A 25,498-nucleotide genomic window follows, 5' to 3' on the forward strand; every position below is an offset into this window, starting at 1 on the left:
GCCGCATCCGGCTGCGGTGATCCGCCCGCCCGGCCCGTCACCGGAGTCCGGCCGGGCGGGTCGCCGAAGACCACGCGCCGGTCCGGCCGCCTCAGCACGGTGAGCCGTGCAGCGGGCAGCGCCCGCACCGCCGGCCGCTCGGCCGCCGACCCACCGTCGGGCCGCCGAGCGGCGACCACCCTTGCCCGGGAGCCCTGAGGGAACCCGGAAGCGGGGGGAGGCCCCTTCCGCCTGCCCTCGATCGTCCTTTTCGCGCGTTCGCGCCGTGTGCCTATTTCGTCGGGGGAACACCCTTGTCTTCTCACGCTGCCCTCAAGCTTCCGCAGGACCCACAGGAGCGGGTCGAACCGCAGGAATCCCTGCAGAACACCGCGGCCTGGCTGTCGCGGGTGTTCGCGGACACCCTCGGTCTGCCGGAAGTCGCGCCCGAGGCCGACTTCTTCGAGCACGGCGGTGACTCCATCCTCGCGGCCCGGGCCGTGATGCGGATCCGTGCGGGCGTGTCGGGCGAGGTTCCGCTGGCCTGGCTGTTCGAGCAGCGCAGCCCCGCCCGGCTGGCGGCCGCCCTGCACGGCAGCGTCCGCGTGCACGGCGAGGCCGAGTCTGCCGCTGCCGTCACCGCGACCGCCGGGGCGTCCGAGGCCGCAGGGGGTTCCGCGCGGCCGCTGTCGCACGCCCAGGAGCGGCTGTGGCTGCTGCACCAGCTCGACCCGCAGTCCCCCGCCTACAACGAGCCGATGCTGTACCGGATCCACGGGGACCTCGACGTCGAGGCGCTGCGGGCCGCCCTGCACCACCTGGCCTCCCGCCACGACGTGCTGCGCAGCTCGATGGTGTCGGAGGACGACCGGCCCGTGCAGCGGGCCGCGGAGTGGGCGGCCGTGGAGCTGGCCGTCGCCGACCTGCGGGATGCCGGGGGCGGCGCGGAGGACGCGGCCCGCGAGCGGATCCTCGCCGACGTGGCGACCCCCTTCGACCTGGCCGCCGGGCCGCTCTTCCGGGCCGCGCTGCTCCGCACCGGGGACCGGGAGGCGTACCTGCTGCTCACCTTCCACCACATCGTCACCGACGGCTGGTCCACCGGGGTGATCCTGGCGGACCTGGGCGCGGGGTACGCGGCGGCCCGCGCGGGCCGGCCCGCGGAGGGCGAGCCCCTGGCCGTGCAGTACGCGGACTTCGCCGCATGGCAGCGCGACTGGCTCGACGGCGGGACGGGCGGGCGCCAGCTGGCGTTCTGGGAGCGGGAGCTCGCCGGCGCCCCGGAGCTGACGGCGTTCCCCACCGACCGGCCGCGGCCGTCCGTGCACTCCTACGCCGGCGGCCACGTGCGGTTCACGGTCTCCCCCGAGCTGGGGGGCCGCGTGGCGGAGGCGGGCCGGGACCACGGGGTGAGCGTCTACGTGACGATGCTCTCCGCGTTCCTGCTGACGCTGCACAAGTACACCGGCCAGCAGGACCTGGTGGTCGGCACGCCGGTCGCCGGCCGCCACCACCCGGGGCTCGACGGGCTCGTCGGCTTCTTCGTCAACACGGTTCCGTTCAGGGCCCGCCACCGCGCCGGGGACACCTTCCGGGAGTACGTCCGCGCCGTCGGCCGGACCTGCCTGGAGGTGCTGGACCACCAGGACGTGCCGTTCGAGCAGATCGTGCAGCGGCTGGGCCTCCAGGGCGTCAGCAGCCACGCGCCGCTCGTGCAGACCGTCTTCGCGTACCAGGACGACGAGGCGCAGGACCTGCCCCTGGAAGGGCTGCGGACCGAGGCGGTCCCGGTGGACGGCGCCACCTCGCGCTTCGACACGACGCTGTTCGTCACGCGGCGGCCCGGCGGGTCCTTCGACTGCGACCTGGAGTTCAGCACCGACCTGTACGACCGGGCCACCGCCGAGCGGCTCGTGGAGCACTTCCTCGGGCTGCTCGGGCAGGTCCTGGACGCCCCGGACGGCCGCCTCGCCTCGTTCCGGCTGTGCACGCCGGCCGAGCTGGCGCAGCTGGACGCCTGGAACGCGACGGCCGCGGAGTTCCCGGCCGACCGCTGCCTGCACGCGCTGGTCGAGGACCAGGTCGACGCCACTCCGGACGCCGAGGCCGTGGTCTTCGGGGACGAGCGGCTGACGTACGCCGAACTGGACGGGCGCGCCAACCGGCTGGCCCGCCACCTCGTCGGCCTGGGCGTCCGCCCGGACGACGTCGTCGGCCTGTGCATGGACCGCTCCCCCGAGCTGGTGGTGGGCCTGCTGGCGGTCCTGAAGGCGGGCGCCGGCTACCTGCCGCTCGACCCGGAGGCCCCGCGCAACCGGCTGACGCAGATCTCGGCCGACGCGCGCGCCGAGGTCTGCCTGACCCTCGGCCGCCAGGTCGACTCCGCGCCCGAGGTGGCGCACGTCGTGCGGGTCGACGCCGACTGGGCGGGGATCGCGGCGCTTCCCGGCGACCGGCCCGAGGTGGCCGTGCACCCGCGGAACCTGGTGTCCGTCTACTACACCTCCGGCTCGACCGGCGCCCCGAAGGGCGTCGCCAGCAGCCACGAGGGCTGGGTCAACCGGATGGTGTGGATGCAGAAGCAGCACGCCCTGCGGCCCGGCGAGACGGTGCTCCACAAGACGACGCTGACCTTCGACGACTCGGCGCTGGAGCTGTTCTGGCCGCTGATGTACGGGGGCCGGATCGCGCTGATCGAGCCGGGTCTGCACCGCGACCCGCAGGCGGTGCTGGAGGCGGCCAAGCGCTACCGGACGGTGCTGCTGCAGACCGTGCCGAGCATGCTGAACCTGCTGATGGAGTCCGTCACCCCCGAGGACCGGATCGCGCTCGGGGCGCTGCGCAACACGGTGTCCAGCGGTGAGGCGCTCACCCCGGCGGCGGTGCGCCGCTTCGCCGAGACGATGCCGGGCGCGCTGCACAACACGTGGGGGGCGACGGAGGTGTCCATCGACTCCACCATCCGCACCTGCGGAGCGGCGGACGCGGCGGACAGCGGCGCGGTGAGCGTCGGGGCGCCGTTCGACAACAACACGGTGCACGTGCTGGACGCCGCGTTCAACGAGCTGCCCGTCGGCGTCACCGGAGACCTGTACATCGGCGGCCTCGGCCTGGCCCGCGGCTACCTGAACGACCCGGTGAAGACGGCGCAGGCGTTCGTCGCGAGCCCCTTCGGCGCCGGTGGGCGGCTGTACCGCACGGGTGACCAGGGGTACCTGCGGGCGGACGGCTCGATCAAGTTCGTCGGCCGCAACGACCACCAGATCAAGATCCGCGGCATGCGGGTGGAGCTGGGCGAGATCGAGTCGGTGCTCCGCGACCACGAACTGGTCCGGGACGCCGTGGTCGTGGCCTCGCGCGGGGCGTCCGGCTACCGGCTGGCGGCCTACGTCACGCCGCTCGACCCGGCCGCGGCGCCCGAAACCGACGTGCTGCGCCGGCACATGGCGGCCTGGCTGCCCGAGCACATGCGGCCGCCGTTCCTGCTGGTGATGGACCGGCTGCCGCTCAACGCCAACGGCAAGATCGACCGGCACCGGCTGCCCGACCCGGTACAGGCGGCCGGCGGCGCCGAGCGCGGGCGCGCGCCGCTGGAGGGGCCCGTGCAGCGGGCCGTCGCCGAGATCTGGTGCGAGGTGCTGGATCTCGACGCGGTGGGCCCGGACGACAACTTCTTCGAGCTGGGCGGCCACTCGCTGATCGCCTCGAAGGTGACCGGCCGGCTCCGCTCCCGCTTCGGGCTGGAGCTGCCGCTGCGGACGGTGTTCGCCGCGCCGGGCCTGCGGGACTTCGCCGACGAGGTGGACCAGCACCTCAGGTCGCGGATCAGCGGGATGAGCGTGGACGAGATGCAGGCGCTGCTGGCGCTGCTGCGCTGAGCCGTACGGCGACGACAACGACGAGAGCGGACGGGGGCCGGCGGCCCCGGTCCGCCCCGCACCAAGGGATGGGGACTTCGTGAACACCGGACTGCCCGGCGCAGCCGAAGAGGGACTCGCAGAGGAGATCTACGAGTTCCGCGCCTCTCGGGCGCAGCACCGCATGTACTTCCTGCAGCAGCTCGCGGGCGATGCGCCCACGTACCACATGCCGCTCTTCCACCGGCTGCGCGGCGCCGTGGACGGCGGGGCGCTGCGCGAGGCGGCGCGCGTGCTGGTCGAGCGGCACGAGGCGCTGCGGACCCGGTTCGTGGTCCAGGACGGCGAGCTGCTCCAGCTCGTCGCCCGGGAGGCCGCCTTCGAGTGGGCGGAGACGGACGTGGCGGCCGCGGCCGCCCGGTTCGGCCGCGCGCCGGAGGACACCGACGGTGTCGTCCGGGCGTGGGTCCGGGCGGAGGAGGCCAGGCCGTTCGACCTCGCGCGGGGACCGCTCTTCCGGGTCGGGCTGCTGCGCGTGGCGGAGGAGGAGTCGGTGCTGCTGGTGGGCATGCACCACATCGTCTCCGACGGCTGGTCGTGCGAGATCCTCTTCCGCGAGCTGTCCGAGGTGTACGAGGCCATGGTGTCGGGGGCGGGCGCCGCGCTGCCGGAGGTGGAGTTCCAGTACGCGGACTACTCCTGCTGGCAGGAGGAGTGGCTCGACAGCCCGGCCGCGGCGCGGCAGCGCGCGTACTGGGAGCAGCGGCTGGCCGGGGACCTTCCGGTCATGCGGCTGCCGGTGACCCGGCCGCGCGGTGCGGCGGCGCCCGAGCGGCGCGGGGCGTCGCTCGCCTTCCCGCTGCCGGCGGCGGCCGAGCGGCTGCGGGAGCTGTGCGGTGACGCGGACGCGACGTTCTTCCACGGGCTGCTGGCGGTCTTCGACCTGCTGCTGAACCGCTACACGGGGCTCGACGACATCCTGGTGGGCACGCCGATCGCGAACCGGCACCGGGCCGAGTTCGCGTCCGCGGTGGGCCTGTTCGTCAACACGACGGTGCTGCGGACCGACCTGTCGGGGGACCCGACGTTCCGGGAGCTGCTGGCCCGGGTGCGGGACGGGGTCCTCGAGGCGCAGGAGCACCAGGACATGCCGTTCGAGGAGCTGGTCCGGATGAAGAATCCGGACCGGGACGCCGAGTCGTCGCCGGTCTTCCAGGTGATGTTCGGCATGAACGAGGTCGGCGACCAGGCGCTGCGCTTCGCCGGGATCGAGGGCGAACCGCTGGCGACGGACTCCGGCACGGCCAAGTTCGACCTGTCCCTGGACGTGGCGGACACCGCGGACGGTGCGACGGGGATCTTCGAGTACCGCGGGGACCTGTTCGAGGCGTCCGTGGTGGACGGCCTGGCCCGCCACTACGCCCGGCTGGTCGAGGCCGTCGTCGCGGAGCCGGACGTCCCGGTGTCGGCGCTGCGGATGCTGTCCGAGGAGGAGTGCGCCGTGCTGGCGCCCGCGCCCGCGGCGTCCCCGGCGCCGGCCTCCGGGCTGCGGCCGGTGCACGAGCTGTTCGCCGAGTGGGCCTCCCGCACGCCGGACGCCGTGGCGCTGGTCGACGGCGGGCTGCGCATCGGCTACGGCGACCTGGACCGGCGGGCCAACCGGCTCGCGCACCACCTGCGCGGGCTCGGCGTGGGCCCCGGTGTGATGGTCGGGCTGAGCATGGAGCGGTGCGCGGACCTGGTGGTGGCGCTGCTCGCGGTGCTGAAGGCCGGCGGGGCGTACGTGCCGCTGGACCCGGCGTACCCGGTGGACCGGCTGCGCCTGATGGTCGAGGACTCCGGGCTGCGGACGATCGTGACCGGCGGTGCGGTTCCGCGCTGGTGGGCCGGTCCGGCCGGGGAGGGCGCCGCAGCCTTCGAGGGCACGGTGGTCGACGTGGCCGCCGACCGGGAGCTGCTGGAGGCGTACCCGGAGACGCCGGTCGACGGCGGTGCGGGCCCGGACGACCTCGCGTACGTCATCTACACCTCCGGTTCGACCGGCCGCCCCAAGGGCGTGCTCATCCCGCACCGCAACATCAGCCGCCTGTTCACCTCCACCGACCACTGGTTCGGCTTCGGTCCCGGCGACGTGTGGACGCTGTTCCACTCGTACGCGTTCGACTTCTCCGTGTGGGAGCTGTGGGGCGCCCTCGCGCACGGCGGCCGGCTGGTCGTGGTCCCGTACGAGACGAGCCGGGAGCCGGCGGCCTTCCTGCGGCTGCTGCGCGAACAGCGGGTCACCGTGCTCAACCAGACGCCGTCGGCGTTCCACCAGCTGATGCGGGCCGACGAGGCCGCCGGCGGCGACCCGTCGGAGCTCGCCCTGCGCTACGTCGTCTTCGGCGGCGAGGCCCTCGAACCGGCTTCGCTGCGCGGCTGGTTCGAGCGGCACGGGGACGCCTCCCCGCAACTGGTGAACATGTACGGCATCACCGAGACGACCGTGCACGTCACCCACCGCCCGATCACCCTCAAGGACCTGGAGGCCGGCAGCGGCAGCGTCATCGGCGAGCCGATCCCCGACCTGCACCTGTACGTCCTGGACCCGCGGGGCCGGCCCGTGCCCGCCGGTGTGCTGGGCGAGCTGTACGTGGGCGGCGCCGGCCTGGCGGACGGGTACCTGAACCGGCCGGAGCTGACCGCCGAGCGGTTCGTCCGGCACCCGTTCTCCGACGACCCGGCCGAGCGGCTCTACCGGACCGGCGACCTGGCGCGCCGGCTGCCCGACGGGGACCTGGAGTACTGCGGCCGCACCGACGCGCAGGTCCAGCTGCGCGGCTTCCGGATCGAGCTGGGCGAGGTCGAGGCGGCTCTGGTCGACCACGAGCTGGTCCACGAGGCGGTGGTGCTGGTGCACACCGACGCGGAGGGGCACGCCCGGCTCGCCGCGTACGTCACCCCGCGGACCGGAGCGGACGCCGGGGCGCTGGACGGCGAGGTGCTGCGGGCGCACGCCGGCCGGCGGCTGCCCGTCCACATGGTCCCGGCGGCGTTCACGGTGCTGCCGGAGTTCCCGCTCACCGCGAACGGCAAGGTGGACCGCAAGCGGCTGCCCGCCCCGCAGGCCGCCCGGACCGGTTCGGGCCGCGCGTACGCGGCGCCGTCCACGCCCGCCGAGCAGCTGCTGGCGCAGGTGTGGGCCCGCGTGCTGGACGTGGAGCGGGTGGGCGTCGACGACAACTACTTCGCGCTGGGCGGCGACTCCATCCGCAGCATCCGGCTGCTGGCCCTGGCCGGCGAGGCCGGTCTGCGGATCGGCTTCCAGGACCTGATGGCCCACCAGACCGTCCGTGCGCTGGCCGCGGCGGCCACCGCCGCGGAGGGCGCCGGGGGCGGCGCCGCGCCGGCCGTGCACCCGCCGTTCTCGCTGCTGGACCCGGCCGACCGGGCGCAGCTCCCGGACGGCCTGGACGACGCGTACCCGATGACGCGGCTCCAGCAGGGCATGCTGTTCCACGGCGACCTGTCGGGGGCGGGCAGCGAGTACCACAACGTCTCGACGTACCGGATCAGGGCCGGCCACAGCGAGGACGCCTGGCGGGACGCTGTGGCGGGGCTGCTGGCCCGGCACGAGATCCTGCGGACGTCCTTCGACGTGAGCGGCTTCCGGGAGCCGCTGCAGCTGGTCCACGCGGACGTGGCGCCGCCGGTCACCTTCGAGGACCTGAGCGGTCTCACGCCCGACGCGGCGGACGCCGCGGCGGAGCGCCGCTGGGTGCGGGAGAACGCCGAGCGCTTCGACTGGGGCACGGCCCCGCTGATCCGCTTCCACGTGCAGCGGCGGCCCGACGACACCGTGCAGCTGTACATCACCGAGCACCACGCGATCCTCGACGGCTGGAGCGAGCGCTCCCTGTACGCCGAGCTGCTGCTGCGCTACGGCCGCGCGCTTTCAGGCGCGCAAGCGCCGTCCGCTGCTCCGCTGCGGTCGCGCTTCTCCTCGTACGTGGCGCTGGAGCGGGCGGCGGTCGAGGACGAGGACAGCCGCCGGTTCTGGGCCGGGCAGCTGGAGGGCGCCACCCTGACCAGGCTGCCGCGGGGCGCAGTGGCCGCCGGGCGGCCGGAGGACGCGGCCGGCGCGGTCATGGAGTTCACCGAGCGGGCGCTGCCCGATGCGGTGCTGGAAGGGCTGACCGCGCTCGGCCGGGACCTGGGCGTGCCGCTGCGGACGGTGCTCCTCGCGGCGCACCTGCGGGTGATGGGCCTGCTGACCGGCACGGACGACCCGGTGACGGGTGCCGTCTACAACGGGCGGGGCGAGGAGGCCGACGGCGACCTGGCGCTGGGCGTCTTCCTGAACACGCTGCCGGTGCGCGGCCGGCTGGCCGGCGGCAGCTGGTCCGACCTGGTGCGCGAGACGGCGGCGCTGGACCTGGAGATCCTGCGGCACCGCCGCTACCCGCTGGCGGAGATCATCCGGTGCACGGGGGTGTCCGAGCCGTTCGAGTCGTTCTTCAACTACACGCACTTCCACGTCGAGCGGCAGCTGGACGGCCAGTCGGAGGTGGAGGTCCTCGACGCGCGGGGTGTCGCCCACACCAACTTCCCGTTCGGGGCGGAGTTCTACCGGGACGCGGTGCACGGCGGGCTCGGCCTGGGGCTGCGCTGGGACACGGCCCGGTTCGACGCCGCGCAGATCGAGCTGTTCCACGGCCACTACGCCGCCGCGCTGACCGCCATGGCCACCGATCCCGAGGGCCGCTACGAGACCGCCGACCTGCTGTCCGCGGAGGAGCACCGGCTGTTCCGGGAGTGGAACGGCACGGCCCGCCGCTACGAGCGGACGCACGTGCTGCACGCGCTGGTCGAGGAGCAGGCCCGGCGCACGCCGGACGCCCCGGCGGTCCGCTTCGGCGGCGGCGGGCTGACGTACCGCGAGCTGGACGAGCGGGCGGAGCGGCTGGCGGATCTGCTGCGGGCGCGCGGGGCCCGGCCGGGCGGATTCGTGGCGGTGCTGCTGGAGCGCTCGCCGGAGCTGCCGGTCTGCCTCCTCGCGGTGCTGAAGTCGGGTGCCGCGTACGTCCCGCTCGACCCGGACCACCCGGAGCAGCGGCTGCGCGGGATCCTGGCGGACGCCGGCATCCCCCTGGTGATCACGCTGCCGGAGTGGGAGGCGAAGGTCTCCGCTCCGGGCACCGTCGTGCTGCACCCGGACGCGGCGGAGGCCGGAGCCGCCGGCGCGGGCGCGGAGGCCGGAGCCGCCGGCGCCGGGGCCGCCGGGCCCGGGGACGCCGCGTACATGATCTTCACCTCGGGTTCGACGGGCACGCCGAAGGGCGTCGTCGTCTCCCACCGGGCCATCGTGAACCGGCTGCTGTGGATGCAGGAGGAGTACGGCCTGCGGCCCGGGGAGCCGGTGCTGCAGAAGACCCCGGCGACCTTCGACGTGTCCGTGTGGGAGTTCTTCTGGCCGCTGCTGACCGGTGCCGTGCTGGTGCTGGCGGCGCCGGGCGGCCACCGCGACCCGGTGTACCTGGCGGAGCTGATCGGGGCCGAGCGGATCACCACGGTGCACTTCGTGCCGTCGATGCTGCAGGCGTTCGTCGAGGAGCCGGCCGCCGCGGCGTGCACGAGCCTGACGCGGGTGGTGTGCAGCGGCGAGGCCCTCCCCCACGACCTCCAGCAGCGCTTCCTGTCCCGCTTCACCGCGGAGCTGCACAACCTCTACGGGCCCACCGAGGCGGCCGTGGACGTCACCTACTGGCGGTGCACGGACGACGGCAGCGGCGTGGTGCCCATCGGGCGGCCGGTCGCCAACACCGAGCTGTACGTGCTGGACCGGCACGGCATGCCGGTGCCGCGCGGGGTGACGGGCGAGCTGTACCTGGGAGGCGTCCAGCTGGCCGAGGGCTACCACCGGCGGCCGGACCTGACCGACCGGGCCTTCGTCCGGCACACCGACCGCGCCGGGGTGGCGCGCCGGCTCTACCGGACCGGGGACCTCGTACGGCACCTGCCGGACGGAGCGCTGGAGTACCGGGGCCGCACCGACGCGCAGATCAAGCTGCGCGGGTTCCGGATCGAGCTCGGGGAGATCGAGGCGGTCCTGTCGGGCCACCCGGACGTCGCCGAGTGCGCGGTGCTGCTGCGCGGGGACCGGCTCGCCGCCTACGTGGTCATGCGGCCGGGCGCCGCGGGCGCGGCCGATCCGGCGGTGCTCTCGGCGTACGCGGCGGACGCGCTGCCCGCGTACATGGTGCCGTCGTCGTGGACGGAGCTGGCCGTGATGCCGCTGACCGGCAGCGGCAAGCTGGACCGCAAGGCCCTGCCGGCGCCGGCCGAGGGGGCGCTCGCCCGCTCCGCCGCGGCCGTCGGCCCGCGCGACGGCGACGAGGCGCGGCTGCTGGACATCTGGACCGAGCTGCTCGGCGCGGACGACCTGGGTGTGGAGGACGACTTCTTCGCGGCGGGCGGGCATTCGCTGCTCGCGCTGCGGCTCGTCTCCCGCATCAACGCGGTGTTCGGGCTGCGGCTGGGCGTCTCGGCGGTGCTCGCGCACCCGACGGTCGCCCGGCAGGCGGAGCTGGTCCGCGGCGGCGAGGCCGTCCGGCCCGGGGCGGCGGTGCCCCTGCGGGACGCCGGCAGCCGGAACCCGCTCTTCCTGGTGCACCCGGCGGGCGGCGGCGTGCTGTGCTACCGCGAGCTCGCGGCGGCCCTGGGCGCCGACCAGCCCGTGTACGGGCTCGCCGCGGCGGGGCTCGACGCCGGGTCCGCGCCCGCGCAGACCGTCGAGGAGATGGCCGAGGCGTACCTGCGCGCCGTCCGGGAGGTCCGGCCCGCGGGCCCGTACCGCCTGGCCGGCTGGTCGTTCGGCGGGCTCGTCGCACACGAGATGGCGGTCCGGCTGACCGCCGCGGGCGAGCGGGTGGAGCTGCTCGCGCTGGTGGACAGCGGCCACCCCGACGGCGGCCGTGCGCCGGGCGCGGAGGCGGAGGTGCTCCTGCACTTCCTGGAGGACCTGCTGGCCTCCTCCGCGGGCGCGGAGGTGCCGCCGGAGACGGCTGCCGCGCTGGCCTCGGCGGTCGCGGGCGGCGGGGCCGGCGAGGGCCTGCGGCTGATCCGCGGGGCACTGCACGCGGCGGACCCGGGCGGCGCCCCGCAACCGGACGACCTGGCCCGCCACCACGCGGTGTTCCGGGCGAACCTGCGGGCCGCGGCGGCCTACCGGCCACCCGTCTTCCCCGGAGCGGTGCGCCTCTACCGCAGCACCGACGGCATCCGGGCGGGATTCACCGAGGCGTGGCGGCGGACGGCCGGAGCCGGCCTGACCGTACGCGACCTCGACACCGACCACTACGGGATCGTGCGCGGCGCGCACGCCCAGGAGATAGCGAGAGACATGTACGACAACAACCGGGAAGGGCCCCGACCGTGACCGACAGGAGAACCACCCTGTGGCGGCACGCCGACTTCCGCAACCTGTGGCTCGGGCTGACCGCGTCCCTGTTCGGCTCCAAGGTCACCGCCGTGGCACTTCCGCTGATCGCCGCGGTCTCCCTGGAGGCCACGCCGTTCGAGATGGGCGTCCTGGTGGCGGCGGAGGGCCTGCCGTACCTGTTCATCAGCCTGTTCGCCGGGGTGTGGCTGGACCGCAGTGCCAAGCGGCCCATCCTGATCCTCACCGACCTGGTGCGGGCGGCGCTGCTGCTGCTCCTGCCCGTCGGATGGGCGGGCGGCTTCCTCTCCTTCCCGCTGCTGCTCGCGGTGTCGCTGGCCGTCGGCGCCTGCACGGTGGTGTCGGACATCGGCAGCGCCTCGTACCTGCCGCTGCTGATCGACCGCAAGGACCTCGTCGAGGGCAACAGCAAGCTGGAGCTGAGCAGTTCGGCGTCCGACATCGCGGGCAACGCGATGGGCGGCGGCCTGCTCCAGATGATCTCCGCACCCTTCGCGGTGATCGTCAACTCGGTGACGTACTTGGTCTCCGCCGTTTTCACGGCGCTGATCCGGCACCGTGAGGCCAAGCCCGCGCCGGCCCTCCCCGAGGCGGACGGCGGGGCGGTGGTGAAGCCGAACATGTGGCGGGAGATCGCCGAGGGCGCGCAGCCGGTGCTGCGGAACCCGGTGGTGCGGACCCTGGTGACCGCCACCCTCGTCTTCAACCTCTTCACGCTGGTGATCGAGCCGGTATTCCTGATCTTCGTCACGCGCACGCTGGGCGTGGAGCCCTTCTACATCGGCCTGATCTTCGCCTCGGCCGGGGCCGGCGCCCTGGTCGGCGCCCTGGTCGCCGAGCGGGCGAGCCGGCTGCTGGGCCTGGGGCGGGCGATGGTCGTCTCGCTGGGCATCGCGGGTCTCGCGGCCCTGCTGATCCCGCTGGCCACGCAGCTGCCGAAGACGGAGGCCTCGCTGCTCATCGTGGTCATGCACTTCGTCGACTCGGCCATGATCATCATCTACAACGTCAACCAGCGCAGCCTGCGGTCCGCGGTCACCCCGGACCACCTGCAGGGCCGGATGAACGCGACCATCCGGATGGCCGTGATGGGCGTGACCCCGGTCGGCGCCCTGGCCGGCGGCTTCCTCGGCGGTGCCCTCGGCACCCAGCAGACCCTGGTGCTCGGCGCGGTCGGCGTCCTGCTCTCCGGTGTCGTGATCCTTCTTTCCGGTGTCCGGTCGGTGCGGGAGATCCCCGACGCCGAACCCGTAGCGGTGTGAGGCGGTACAGCATGGACAACACACTCTCGGGCCGCATATCCAGCGGCCCCAGCGCCCTCCTCCGGGACGAGCTGCTCGACCCGCAGTTCGCCTACGAGGCAGAGCACCTGCTCCCGTACTACGTGCAGATCGAGCGGACGCTCGTCGCCGAGTACGCGCGGATGCGGCTGATCTCGCCCGAGCAGGCGCGGGAGCTGGACGGCCTGCTCTGCGGCGCCACCCGCGAGGTCATCACGGGGCAGCAGCAGGCGAACATGTCCGACATCGCGTTCGCGCTGGAGCGGCACGTGGAGAGCGGCCTGTCCGCGCCGGTGCCGGCCTGGCACCTGGACCGCAGCCGCAACGACCTCCAGGCGTGCGCCCAGCTGATGTTCGCCCGCAACCGGCTGGTCGGTGCGGCGCGCTCCCTGCTGGACTTCCAGGCCGCCGCGCGGGAGCTGGCCGCGGCGACGGTGGACCTGCCGATGCCGGGCTACACCCACCACCAGGCCGCCCAGATCATCACGCCGGGCTTCTACCTGGCGGCGGTCTCCGAGCACGTGCAGCACACGCTGCGACGGCTGCTGGCCACGTACGACGGCATCGACGCCTGCCCGCTGGGCGCGGGCGCCATGTCCGGGCAGGAGCTGCCCTGGGACCGGGACCGGATGGCCTCGCTGCTGGGGTTCCGGCGGGCGCAGCCGAACGCGCTGATGTCGGTGGCCTCCCGCGGCTGGGCCCTGGAGATCACCGCCGAGTTCGGGGTGCTGGGCGTGGCGCTGAGCCGGTTCGCTACGGACCTGCTCGCCTGGGGCAGCAGCGAGTACGGGTTCATCGACCTGCCCGACGAGCTGTCCGGCATCTCCTCGGCGATGCCGCAGAAGAAGAACTTCCCGATCCTGGAGCGCATCCGGGGCCGCAGCTCGCACCTGTCGTCCTTCCACATCGACGTGACGCTGGGGCAGCGCAACACGCCGTACTCCAACACCGTCGAGGTGTCGAAGGAGGCGGGGGCGCACGTCTACCAGGCGTTCGAGGCGCTGCGCAGCACCATGCGGCTGTTCACGGAGGTGCTGCGGCACCTGTCCTTCCGGACCGACCGGATGGCCGAGGTCTGCGAGCGGGAGTTCCTCGGCGGCTTCGCCCTGGCCAACTCGCTGACGCTGCGCGAGGAGGTGCCGTGGCGGCGGGCGCAGGTGATCGCCGGCCGGTACATCGTGGCGGCGGTCGCGGCGGGCCGGAAGCCCGCCGAGGGCGATCCGGAGCTGCTGCGCCGGGCCGCGCTGGACCAGGGCCACGAGCTGGCCGACCCGGCGGCCACGCTGGGCGACGCCTTCGACGTCGGCCAGGCGCTGCGCCGGATGCGGTCCAGCGGGTCGGCGCACCCGGACGCGGTGCGCACGGCGCTCGGGGCGCAGCAGGAGGAGCACGAGCGGCTCGTACGGGAGTGGGCGGAGCGGGCGGCGGCGACCGCCGGCACGACGGGGGAGGACGGGAATGGAAGCGCACGCGAGCCCCATGGCGGCTGAGATCGACATCTGCGGCACCGGTACGGCGTTCGGCACGTTCGGCGAGCTGCTCCAGGGTGTCCTGCCGGAGGGCGACCGGCACTTCATGGTGACGTTCCCGGTCGCGGGGTGGAGCCGGGCGGTCTTCCGCCACTCCCCCGGCCGGGAGGGCTTCACCGTCTGGCCGCCGCACAAGCGCAAGGCGGTGCGGATCGCCGAGCTGGCGCTTGCGGCGGCCGGGCGGACCGGGGGCGGCTCGCTGGAGCTGAGCAGCGAGCTGCCCGAGGGCAAGGGGATGGCGAGCTCGTCCGCGGACCTGGTGGCCACGGTGCGCGCGGTGGGCGCGGCGGTGGGCACGGCGTTCGGCGCGGCGGAGATCGAGTCCTTCATGCGGAGGATCGAGCCGACGGACGGGGTGATGTACGACCAGATCGTCGCCTACCACCACCGCGAGGCCGAACTCCGCGAGGAACTGGGCGTGCTGCCGCCGCTGGTGATCGTCGGGCACGACGAGGGCGGCCAGGTCGACACCATCGCGCACAACCGGCAGTCCCGCCGGGTCGGCGAGGCGGAGAAGGCGGAGTACGCCGTCCTGCTGGACGAGCTGTGCGCGGCCGTCCGCGCCGGCGACCTGCCGGCCGTGGGCCGGGTCGCGACCCGCAGCGCGGAGCTCAACGCGGCCGCCCGGTCGCGCCGCAGCCTGCCGGAGCTGCAGCGGATCTGCGCGGAGACCGGCGGGCTCGGGGTGGCCTGTGCCCACAGCGGCACGGTGCTCGGCATCCTCTACGCCGCCGACGACCCGGAGCTGGCCGTCAAGGTCGGGTCCGCGCTGGCGGCCTGCGCCGGCCTGCCGGGGACGACGACGGTGCACCGGTCGCTGGGCCGCGGAGACGTCTGGAGCGCCAGCTCCATGGAAGTGACGGTGCGGGAGACCCCCGTGCCGGCTCGCGGGGCGAGCACCGAATCTGCCTGGGGGGCATGAACATGATCTTCGAATCGATGAACGACGCGGTCGGCCACACGCCGCTGGTCCGGCTGGACGTGCCCGCCTCCGAGGGCACCAGGGTGTACGCGAAGCTGGAACTCGCCAACGCCTTCGGGATGAAGGACCGGGTCGCCCGGAACATCGTCTCCGAGGCCCGCCGACTGGGCGTGCTGCGGCCCGGCGCGCCGATCGTGGAGAGCTCCTCGGGCACGATGGCGCTCGGCGTCGCCCTGGTCGGGCGCTCGCTCGGGCACCCGGTGCACATCGTCACCGACCCGCGGACCGATCCGACGACGCTGGCGAAGCTGCGCGCCCTGGGCTGCGAGGTCCACGTGGTCGCCGCGATGGCGGACGGCGGCTGGCAGGGGGCGCGGCTCGACCGGCTGGCCGAGCTGATGCGCGAGCTGCCGGGCGCCTTCTGGCCCCAGCAGTACAGCAACCCCGACAACCCCGGCGCCTACCGGGTGCTCGCCGCGGAGCTGCTGGCCGACCTCGGCCCGCTCGACACCCTGGTCGGGGCGGTCGGCAGCGGCGGCTCGCTGTGCGGCACGGGCCGGGCCCTGCGGCGCAGCCTGCCCGGGCTGCGGGTGGTCGGCGTGGACTCGGTGGGCAGCACGCTGTTCGACCAGCCGGACGTGCCCGGCCGGCTGCAGAGCGGCCTCGGCAACAGCCTCCACCCGAACAACCTGGACCGCACCGCGATCGACGAGATCCACTGGCTGAACGACCGCGAGGCGTTCGCCGCGACCCGCGAACTGGCCCGGGAGCAGCAGATCTTCGCCGGGAACACCTCCGGCTCCGTCTACCGGGTCCTGCGCCACCTGGCCCTTTCGGCCGAGCCGGGCAGCCGGATCGTCGGCATCTTCCCCGACCGCGGCGACCGCTACACCGAGACCGTCTTCAGCGACGAGCACTGGGCGGCGCACCGGCTGGAGGAGCTCGCCTGCTCCGACGCCCCGGTCCCCGTGGAGTACGGCACGCCGGTCCGCTCCTGGTCCTGCGCCGACCTCGGCGGCCGGCCCGCCGGCCCCCGCCACCTGCTGTTCGTCGAGGCGAACACCAGCGGCACCGGCGTCCAGGCGCTGCGCACCGCGGCCGGGCTCGGCCTGACCGCCGTCCTGCTGACGAGCAACCCGGACCGGTACGCCGGGGCCGCGGAGACCGGCTGCCGGATCGTGGTCTGCGACACCAACGACGCCTCCGCGCTGCGCCGCACCATCCAGGAGCGGTTCCGGCGGGAGGAGGTCGCCGGCATCACCACGACCAGCGACTTCTACGTGCCGGCCGTCGCCGGACTGGCCGAGTGGCTGGGCCTGCCGGGCAACGACGAGGCGGCGGCGAACCGCTGCCGCAACAAGGCCGAGCTGCGGCGCACGCTGGAGGCGGCAGGGGTCCCCCAGCCGCGCTTCGCGGTGGTGACGGACGCCGCCCGTGCCGAGGAGGCCGTCGCCTCGGTGGGCCTGCCCTGCGTCGTCAAGCCCGCCGACGACTCGGGCTCCAACGACGTGCTGCTGTGCTCCACGGCCGCCGAGGCCGCCGTGCACGCCGCCCGCATCCTGGCCGTCGAGACCAATGTCCGCGGCCTGCCCACGGCCCGCACCGTGCTCGTCGAGGAGTACGTCGACGCCCCCGAGTACAGCGTCGAGATGTTCAGTGACGGTGACGACGCCGTCTGCGTCGGCGTCACCGCCAAGCACCTCACCGGCATCCCGTACTTCGTGGAGTCGGGGCACGACTTCCCGGCGGCGCTCCCGGAGGTGGAGCGGGCGGCGCTCACCGACGCCGTCACCCGGGCGCTGAAGGCGACCGGCATGCGCTTCGGGCCGACGCACACCGAGGTCAAGCTGACCGCGCAGGGCCCGGCCGTCATCGAGATCAACCCGCGCCTGGCCGGCGGCATGATCCCGGAGCTGATCAGGCTCGCCACCGGATCGGACCTGCTGGAGCAGCAGATCCGGGCGGCCGCCGGGCTCCCGGTGGACCTCGCCGCCCGCCGGTCCGGGCACGCCGGCATCCGCTTCCTGCTCGCCGACCGGCCCGGCACGCTCGTCTCCGTCGACGGCACCGACGGGGCGCTGGCCGCCGAAGGGGTCGAGCGGGTGACCGTCACCGCGGCCGCGGGGCGGCCCGTGCGCCCGCCGCAGAACGCGTACAACCGGCTCGGCCACGTCATCGCCCGCGGCGACGACGCCGCGCAGGTCGCGGCCGCCCTCGGTGCGGCCCGGCAGCACATCACCGTCCGGCTGGACGCCGACGCGTCCGCCGCGAAGTAGGGGAAGAAGACCCGTGACCATGATCGAACTGCGCAGCGACACCTTCACCCTGCCCACCCCGGCGATGATGCGCGCGATGAACGACGCCCCGCTGGGCGACGACGTCTACGGCGAGGACCCGACCGTCCGCCTGCTGGAGGAGCGCTCCGCCGACCTGCTGGGCAAGCAGGCCGCCTGCCTGATGCCGAGCGGCACCATGGCCAACCTCGCCTCCATCCTGGTGCACGCGCCCCGCGGCTCGAAGATGCTGGTCGGCGCCGAGAGCGACATCTACATCTACGAGGCCGCCGGCGCGACCGTCTGCGGCGGCGTGATGTACGAGCGCATCCCCAACCAGCCCGACGGCCGGCTCCTGCTGTCCGACCTGCGCGCCGGATTCCCCGACGATCCCGAGGACGAGCAGTTCGCCCTGCCCTCCCTGATCTGCCTGGAGAACACCCAGAACCGCTGCGGCGGCGTCGTGCTCCCGCAGTCCTACATGAAGGAGGTCTGGGAGTTCGCCCACGAGAACGACGTCGCCGTGCACCTGGACGGCGCCCGGCTGTTCAACGCCGCCGTCGCCCTCGGGATCCCCGCCGCGGACATCGCCCAGTACGCCGACTCGGTGCAGTTCTGCCTCTCCAAGGGCCTCGGCGCGCCCATCGGCTCGATGGTGGCCGGCAGCGAGGACTTCATCACCGAGGTCCGACGGGCCCGCAAGATGCTCGGCGGCGGCATGCGGCAGGCCGGGATCATCGCGGCCGCCGGCCTCGTCGCCCTGGACGGCCTGGACCGGCTGGAGGAGGACCACGCCCACGCCCGCCGGCTGGCCGAGGGCCTGGCCGGAATCGACGGGATCGAGACCGACCCCGCCGCCGTGCAGACCAACATCGTGATGTTCCGGGTCACCGACCCGCGCTTCACCTGGCAGACGTTCGTCGAGGCCGCCGGCTACCGCGGGCTCTCCCTGGCCGAGCTGGGGCACGGCAGGCTGCGGGCAGTGACGCACAACGGCGTGTCCGCGGCCGACATCGACAAGGCCGTCTCCATCGTCCGCGACGTACTCACCGAGGACCGGACCCGCTGACATGACTCCCCACGACCTCGTCCAGGACGCCCCGGACACCGGCGCGCACACCGGCGCGGCCGCCACCGCGGACGCCGCCGCCAAGGCCCTGCAGGCCGAGCTGCTCGGCATGCTGCTCGGCAACAAGAAGGAGCTCTTCGCCCCCGACACCGTCCGCCCGGTCCCCCGCGACGGCCTGCTCCCGGCCTCCAGCGCCCAGCAGCGGCTGTGGTTCCTCGACCGGCTGCACGGCAGCAGCGCCGCGTACAGCGTCCCGTTCGCCATCCGCATCGACGGCCCCCTCCGCGTCCCCGCCCTGCGCGCCGCCCTCCAGGACCTCGTCGACCGGCACGAGGTGCTGCGCTCCTCCTTCGCCGAGCAGGACGGCGAGCTGGTCCAGCGCATCGCCGGCCGGCTCCCCCTCGACGTCCCGTGCACCGAGGTGAGCGCCCCGACGGAGCAGGCGGCCGAGGAGGAGGTCCTGCGCGCCATCCGCGCGGCGGCCCGCATCCCGTTCTCGCTCACGCAGGGCCCGCTGATCCGGGCGGCCGTCTACCGCACGGCCGCCACCCGGCACTACCTCTTCATCAACTTCCACCACACGGTCACCGACGGCTGGTCCGAGGGCGTCTTCGCGCGCGAACTCTGGCAGCTGTACGAGGGCCACGTCTGCGGCACGCCGGCCGCCCTGCCCGCCCTGCCGCTCCACTACGCCGACTACGCGGCCTGGGAGCGCGAATCGCTGGCCGGCGGCGACCTGCGCCGCCGGCTCGACCACTGGCTCGAACGCCTCGCGGGCGAGCTGCCGACCCCCCGCCTCCCCGCCGACCGGCCCCGCCCGCCCCGGCCCACCTTCTCCGGCGGCACCGTCCTGGCCGCCCTGCCCGCGGACCTGGAGGAGCGCCTGCGGGAGCTGTGCCGGCGCGAGGGGCTGTCCCCGTTCGCCGTGCTCCTCACCGCATTCAACGCGCTGATGCACCGGTACACGCGGGAGGAGGACGTCATCGTCGGCGCTCCCGTCGCCAACCGGACCCGCCCCGAGTTCGAGGGCGTCATGGGGTTCTTCGTGAACACCGTGGCCCTGCGCTGCCGGGTGTCCGGCGACGCGCCCCTCGGCGACGTGCTGCGCGCCACCCGGGACACGGTGCTCGCCGCGCACGCCGACCAGGAGGCGCCGTTCGCCCGCGTGGTGGAGGAGCTCGCCCCGGACCGCGACCTCGGGCTGAACCCGCTCTTCCAGGTGCTGTGCAACTACCTCGACCTCGCCGAGGAGCCCGCCGCCCCCGGCCTGGCCACCAGCGTCCTGGAGGTGGAGGAGGACGTCACCCGCTTCGACCTCGAAGTGCACTTCGAGGCGAAGGCGGAGGGCACCGTCTGCCGCTTCGTCTACAGCAGGGACCTCTACGACGCTGACCGCATCGAGCGGATGGCCGGCCACTACCTGGCCCTGCTGCGGGCCGTGCTGACCGAGCCGGACACCCGCGTGGACGACGTCGACCTTCTCTCGCCGGCGGAGCGCGCGCAGGAGCTGGCCGGCTGGAACGCCACCGGGGCGCCCGTCTCCCCGTACACGCTGCCCGAACTGGTCGAGGCGCAGGTCGAGCGGACGCCCGACGCACCGGCCGTCCTCTTCGAGGACGAGACGCTGACGTACGCGGAGCTCAACGCCCGCGCCAACCGGCTGGCCCGCGCCCTGATCGCGCGCGGCGCCGGACCGGAGCGGTCGGTGGCCCTGCTGGTGCCCCGCTCGCCGGACATGGTCGTGGGGCTGCTGGCGGTGTTCAAGAGCGGCGCCGCCTACGTGCCCGTCGACCCGGACTACCCGCGCGACCGCATCACGTACCTGCTGGAGGACGCCGCTCCCGCCCTCGTCCTCGCGCACTCGCGGACCGCGGAACTGGTCCCGGACCGCCTCACCACCCTCCTGCTGGACGACACGGCGACGGCCGCCGAGATCGCGGCGCACCCCGCGGCGAACCCCGTCGACGCCGACCGCACCGCTCCCCTGCACGACCTGCACACGGCCTACGTCATCTACACCTCGGGCTCGACGGGCCGCCCCAAGGGCGTGCTGATGCCCGCCGCGGGCCCGCGGAACCTGGTGCTGTGGCAGCGGGACACCATGCAGGGCATGAAGGGCGCCCGCACCGCCCAGTTCACGTCGGTCGGCTTCGACGTGTCGGTGCAGGAGATCCTCGCCAGCCTCATCTGCGGCAAGACCCTCGTCGTGCCCACCGAGGACACCCGGCGCAGCGCCGAACAGCTCGCCCGCTGGCTCGACCGCCACCGGGTCAACGAGCTGTACGCGCCCGCGCCGGTCCTCGACGCGGTGTACGAGGCGGCGGACGAGCTGGGCCTCGCCCTGCCCTCCCTGACCGACGTCCAGCAGGCCGGCGAGGCGCTCACCCTGACCGGCCGGACCCGCGCCCGCCACGCCGACCCCGCGCACCGGCTGCACAACCTCTACGGCCCGGCCGAGGCCCACGGCGCGACCGTGTACTCGCTGACCGGCGACAGCGCCGACTGGCCGGACGCCGCCCCCATCGGCGGCCCCATCGCCAACACCCGCGTCTACCTGCTGGACGAGCGGCTGCGCCCGGTGCCCGCGGGCGTCGCCGGCGAGATCTACATCGGCGGCGAGGGCGTGGCGCGCGGCTACGCGGACCGGCCCGGCCTCACCGCCGAGCGGTTCGTCGCCGACCCGTACGGCCCGCCCGGCAGCCGCGTGTACCGGTCGGGCGACCTCGCCCGCCGCCTGCCCGGCGGCGAGCTGGAGTTCCTGGGGCGCGCCGACCACCAGGTGAAGATCCGCGGCATCCGGATCGAGCCGGGCGAGATCGAGTCGGTCCTGTCCCGGCACCCCTCGGTCGCCCAGGTCGCGGTCGTGGCCCGGGACGACCGGCCCGGCGGCAAGTACCTGGCCGCGTACGCCGTGCCCGCCGCCGGGCACGGCTGGGATCCGGAGGAGCTGCGCCGGTACGCGGAGGAGTTCCTGCTGAAGGCGATGGTGCCGACGGCGTTCGTGGCCGTGGACGCCTTCCCGCTGTCGCCGAACGGCAAGCTGGACCGCAGGGCCCTGCCGGCCCCGGCGCTCGACGCCGAACTGACCGGCCGGCCGCCGCGGACCGCTCTGGAGCGGGCGCTGTGCGGCCTGTTCGGGGAGGTCCTGGACCGTCCCTGGGACAGCATCGACGACAACTTCTTCGCCTTCGGCGGCCACTCCCTGCTGGCCACCCGGCTGATCAGCCGGATCCGCTCCGAGCTCGGCGCCGAACTCCCCATCCGCACCGTCTTCGAGACGCCCACCGTGGCGGCCGTCGCCGAGGCGCTGGCGGGCGCCGCGGGCGGGGACGCGGTGCGCAGGCCGCTGGTCCGGGCCGAGCGCCCCGAGACCGTCCCGCTGTCCTCCGGGCAGCGCCGGCTGTGGTTCCTCAACCGGTTCGAGGGCCAGCGGGCCGCGTACAACATGCCCTCCGCGATCCGCCTGACGGGCGCCCTGGACGTGCCGGCCCTCCAAGCCGCGCTCGGCGACCTCACCGCCCGGCACGAGATCCTGCGGACGGTCTACCCCGACTCGCCGCAGGGCCCGCTGCAGCGGGTGCTGGACGCGGCGGACGCCCGGCCGGTCCTGCACACCGAGGAGGTCGCCGAGGCTGACGCGGCCGCCGCCGTGGCCCGCGCGGCTGCGGAGGGCTTCGACGTCACCGCCGACCTGCCCGTCCGGGCCCACCTGTTCGCGACCGGCCCCGACGCGTACGTCTTCGTGCTCGTCGTCCACCACATCGCCGGCGACGGCTGGTCCATGGGGCCGCTGTGGCGGGACCTGTCGGCCGCGTACGCCGCCCGTCTGGACGGCGCCTCGTACACCGGGCCGGAACTCCCCGTGCAGTACGCGGACTACGCCCTGTGGCAGCGGGAGCTGCTCGGCGACGAGGACGACCCGGACAGCACCGTCTCCCGGCAGCTCGCCCACTGGCGCGAGGTCCTGGACGGGGTCGCGGAGGAGACCGTACTGCCGGCCGACCGGCCGCGCCCGCCCGTCTCCTCCCACCGGGGCGGGATGGCGCCGTTCCGGGTGCCGGCGCCGCTGCACCGGAGGCTGCTGGAGGTCGCCGAGCAGACCGACTCCAGCCTGTTCATGGTCGTCCAGGCAGCGCTGGCCGCGTTGCTGACCCGGCTCGGCGGCAGCACCGACATCGTGATCGGCACCCCGATCGCGGGCCGCACCGACGAGGCCCTCGACGACCTCGTGGGCTTCTTCGTCAACACGCTGGCCCTGCGCACGGACACCTCGGGCGATCCGACGGCGCGCGAGCTCCTGCACCGCGTCCGCGCCGCCGACCTCGCCGCGTACGAGAACCAGGACGTGCCCTTCGAGCGGCTCGTCGAGGTCCTCAACCCGGCCCGCTCGATGTCCCGGCACCCCCTCTTCCAGGTGATGCTGGCCCTCCACAACACCACCGAGGACCTGCCGGACCTGCCCGGGGCGGCCGCCTCGCCGCTGCCCGTCGACATCGACGCCGCCCAGTTCGACCTGCACTTCGACCTGACCGAGAGCCGCGCCGCCGACGGCGCGCCCGCCGGCATGGACTGCTACGTCGAGTACGGCGAGGACCTCTTCGACCGGGAGACGGCGCAGTCCTTCGCGGACCGGCTGGTGCGCATGCTGGACGCCTTCGCCGAGGACCTGGACCAGCGGACGGCGGCCGTCGGGCTGCTCGGGCCGGAGGAGCGCGAGCTCCTGCTCACCGGCTGGAGCGGCAGCGGGCACCCGGCGGAACCGGACACGGTCGTCCGGCGGTTCGAGGAGCGGGCGGCGGCCTCCCCGGATGCCGTGGCGCTGCGCACCGGACCGCTGGTGCTGACGTACGCGGAGCTGAACGCGCGGGCCAATCGGATCGCCCGGCGGCTGATCGCGCGGGGCGCCGGACCGGAGGACCTGGTGGCGCTGGTGCTGCCGCGGTCCGCGGAGATGGTCGCGGCCATGCTCGGCGTGCTGAAGGCCGGTGCCGCCTACCTGCCCGTGGACCCCGCGCACCCGCAGGCGCGGACCGCCGCCGTGCTGGAGGACGCCGCTCCGGCGGTCGTCCTGACCGCCGCGGACGTCGCCGCCGTACTGGACGGGGCGGAGCCGGCCGGGTTCGCGCAGGACTCCGCGAACCCGGTGGACGCCGACCGGGTGCGGCCGCTGACCCCCTCCCACCCCGCGTACGTCATCTACACCTCGGGGTCGACGGGACGCCCGAAGGGCGTGGTGGTGGAGCACCACTCGGTGGTCAACTTCCTGGAGACCACCAACGACTACTACGCGATGACCGCCGCCGACACCGTCCTGCACTTCGCGACGCCGACGTTCGACGTCTCCGTGCTGGAGATCTTCTGCCCGCTGCTGGCCGGCGCCACCCTCGCGGTCGCCGACGCCGACCAGCGCCGGGACCCGGAGCTGCTGACGCAGTTCATCCGCGAGGCGGGCGTCACGGTCGCCGACCTGCCCCCGGCCCTGCTGCCGCTGCTCGACCCGGACCGGCTGACCTGCCTGCGGCTCGTGTCGGTGGGCGGCGAGGCCTGCCCGGCCGGCCTGGTCGCCGCCTGGGCCACCGCGGACCGCCGGTTCGTCAACAGCTACGGCCCGACCGAGAGCACCGTGGCCGTCACCGTCATGGAGTGCACGGGCAGCTGGGACCGCAACCCGCCGATCGGCCGCCCGATGGAGAACATCCGCGCGTACGTCCTGGACGGGGACCTGAACCCGGTGCCCGCCGGAGTCGCCGGCGAGCTGTACCTGGCGGGCGCCGGCCTGGCCCGCGGCTACCTGCGGCGCGCGGCGCTGACCGCGGAACGCTTCACGGCCTGCCCGTACGGGGAGCCGGGGGCCCGCATGTACCGCACCGGGGACCTGGTGCGGTGGCAGCGGGACGGCACGCTGGACTTCCTCGGCCGCACCGACGACCAGGTGAAGATCCGCGGGTTCCGCATCGAGCTCGGCGAGATCGAAGCGGTGCTCTCCGCGCATCCGGCGGTCGAGCAGGTCCGCGTCCTGGCGGTCGACCTGCCGTCCGCGGGGCTCGCGCTGGCCGCGTACGCCGTCCCCGCGGCGGGTTCTCCGGCGGCCGGGGTGGAGGGGCTGCTGCGCGCACACGCGGCGGCGGCCCTGCCCGAGCACATGGTCCCGGCCGCGTTCTGCGTGCTGGACGCGCTGCCGATGACACCGAACGGCAAGCTGGACCGCAAGGCGCTGCCGGACCCGGACCTCCGGGCGGCGGAACGCCCCTACGAGGCTCCCGAGTCGGAGACGGAGCGGGCGGTGGCCGCGATCTGGGAGGAGCTGCTCGGTGTCGGGCGGGTCGGCCGGGACGAGGGCTTCTTCGCCCTCGGCGGCCACTCCCTGCTGGTGGTGCGGGCCGTGAACGCGATCCGGTCGCGGTTCGGGGTGGCCCTGCCGATCCAGCAGTTCTTCCGGGAGCCGACCGTCGCCGGGCTGGCCCGGGCGGTCGAAGCGGGCGCCGCCGCCCCTGTGGCCGACGCCGACGCCGACGGCCCCCGTGTCGTCCGCCGCGCCCGCACGGCCCGTACCGCCGGGGGGAACCGGTGAAGCCCGTCACGCAGGACGAGATCCGCCGCGCGTTCGTGAACATGTCGAAGAGCCGCTCCCGGGCCCTGACCGTGCCCGTCCTGGACGGGGTGGACTGGGAGGACCGCGACTTCTACGCGTGGACGGACGGCCGCGACCTCAGCCGCGCCTACCTCGTCGCCGAGCGGCCGGACGGGCCGGTCGGCGTGGAGCTGCGGGCCACCCGCCGGACGGCGGACTTCCGCCGGAAGTCCATCTGCGGGCTGTGCTACACCTCGCACCCGGTCGGCGGGACGGCCCTCTTCTCCGCCCTCAAGGGCGGCAAGGAGGGCCGGCTGGGGAACTCGGTCGGGCTGTACGCCTGCCGGAACCTGGCCTGCTCCGCGTACGCGCGGAAGAAGATCGCGGCTCCGATGGGGCAGATGGACGAGACGCTCGACCTGGACGAGCGGATCGCCCGGATCGTCCAGGGGTTGGAGGGGTTCCTGAAGCGGATCCTGTACTGACGGCGGCCAGGCGGTCCCCGTACGGGCGCCGGGGCGCCGCGCCGGGTGTCGGCGCGGCGCCCCGGCGGGTCCGGGGGCCGGGCGCGGTGGACGGG

At 74.5% G+C, this 25,498-nt stretch carries 9 protein-coding genes; all 9 read left to right on the forward strand.

The genetic code is table 11. The features are described from left to right. Positions 1 to 293 precede the first annotated feature (293 nt). The 9 genes from IE170_RS08155 to IE170_RS08195 all read left to right on the forward strand — a co-directional run bounded on the left by IE170_RS08155 (position 294) and on the right by IE170_RS08195 (position 25,403). On the forward strand, positions 294 to 3,857 hold the full coding sequence (locus IE170_RS08155; protein ID WP_189808621.1) for a non-ribosomal peptide synthetase: 3,564 nt from the start codon (positions 294 to 296) through the stop codon (positions 3,855 to 3,857). Positions 3,858 to 3,936: 79 nt separating this feature from the next. After that, on the forward strand, positions 3,937 to 11,253 hold the full coding sequence (locus IE170_RS08160) for a non-ribosomal peptide synthetase (protein ID WP_189808622.1): 7,317 nt from the start codon (positions 3,937 to 3,939) through the stop codon (positions 11,251 to 11,253). Then, a complete protein-coding gene (locus IE170_RS08165) occupies positions 11,250 to 12,536 on the forward strand; it encodes an MFS transporter (RefSeq protein ID WP_189808623.1) in 1,287 nt (428 codons plus the stop codon). Before IE170_RS08160 ends, IE170_RS08165 begins: the two co-directional genes overlap by 4 nt. An 11-nt stretch (positions 12,537 to 12,547) precedes the next feature. After that, complete coding sequence (locus tag IE170_RS08170; RefSeq protein ID WP_189808624.1) at positions 12,548 to 14,044, forward strand: argininosuccinate lyase; 1,497 nt, start codon at positions 12,548 to 12,550, stop codon at positions 14,042 to 14,044. Next, positions 14,034 to 15,005, forward strand: a complete 972-nt coding sequence (locus IE170_RS08175) for a GHMP family kinase ATP-binding protein (RefSeq protein ID WP_223855658.1) — start codon at positions 14,034 to 14,036, stop codon at positions 15,003 to 15,005. The genes IE170_RS08170 and IE170_RS08175 overlap by 11 nt, the downstream gene beginning before the upstream one ends. Then, positions 15,002 to 17,281, forward strand: a complete 2,280-nt coding sequence (locus IE170_RS08180) for a pyridoxal-phosphate dependent enzyme (RefSeq protein ID WP_223855659.1) — start codon at positions 15,002 to 15,004, stop codon at positions 17,279 to 17,281. Before IE170_RS08175 ends, IE170_RS08180 begins: the two co-directional genes overlap by 4 nt. A 19-nt stretch (positions 17,282 to 17,300) precedes the next feature. Next, positions 17,301 to 18,347, forward strand: a complete 1,047-nt coding sequence (locus IE170_RS08185; protein ID WP_189808769.1) for a GntG family PLP-dependent aldolase — start codon at positions 17,301 to 17,303, stop codon at positions 18,345 to 18,347. 1 nt (position 18,348) lies between these two features. Next, positions 18,349 to 24,918 carry a non-ribosomal peptide synthetase gene (locus tag IE170_RS08190; RefSeq protein WP_189808626.1) on the forward strand — a complete coding sequence of 2,190 codons (6,570 nt, stop codon included), beginning with the start codon at positions 18,349 to 18,351 and terminating at the stop codon, positions 24,916 to 24,918. Beyond that, the gene (locus IE170_RS08195) at positions 24,915 to 25,403 is read left to right on the forward strand and encodes an FBP domain-containing protein (RefSeq protein ID WP_189808627.1); all 489 of its coding nucleotides are present in this window, start codon (positions 24,915 to 24,917) and stop codon (positions 25,401 to 25,403) included. Before IE170_RS08190 ends, IE170_RS08195 begins: the two co-directional genes overlap by 4 nt. Positions 25,404 to 25,498: the final 95 nt, after the last annotated feature.

It is taken from the genome of Streptomyces toxytricini, from assembly GCF_014649915.1.
Classification (GTDB): domain Bacteria; phylum Actinomycetota; class Actinomycetes; order Streptomycetales; family Streptomycetaceae; genus Streptomyces; species Streptomyces toxytricini.

What these genes read in the sequence shown, in the direction of transcription:
- IE170_RS08170 (WP_189808624.1), top strand. Translation starts at nt 12,548, where the DNA reads ATGGACAACACACTCTCGGGCCGCATATCCAGCGGCCCCAGCGCCCTC.
- IE170_RS08175 (WP_223855658.1), top strand. Translation starts at nt 14,034, where the DNA reads ATGGCGGCTGAGATCGACATCTGCGGCACCGGTACGGCGTTCGGCACG.
- IE170_RS08180 (WP_223855659.1), top strand. Translation starts at nt 15,002, where the DNA reads ATGAACATGATCTTCGAATCGATGAACGACGCGGTCGGCCACACGCCG.
- IE170_RS08185 (WP_189808769.1), top strand. Translation starts at nt 17,301, where the DNA reads ATGATCGAACTGCGCAGCGACACCTTCACCCTGCCCACCCCGGCGATG.
- IE170_RS08190 (WP_189808626.1), top strand. Translation starts at nt 18,349, where the DNA reads ATGACTCCCCACGACCTCGTCCAGGACGCCCCGGACACCGGCGCGCAC.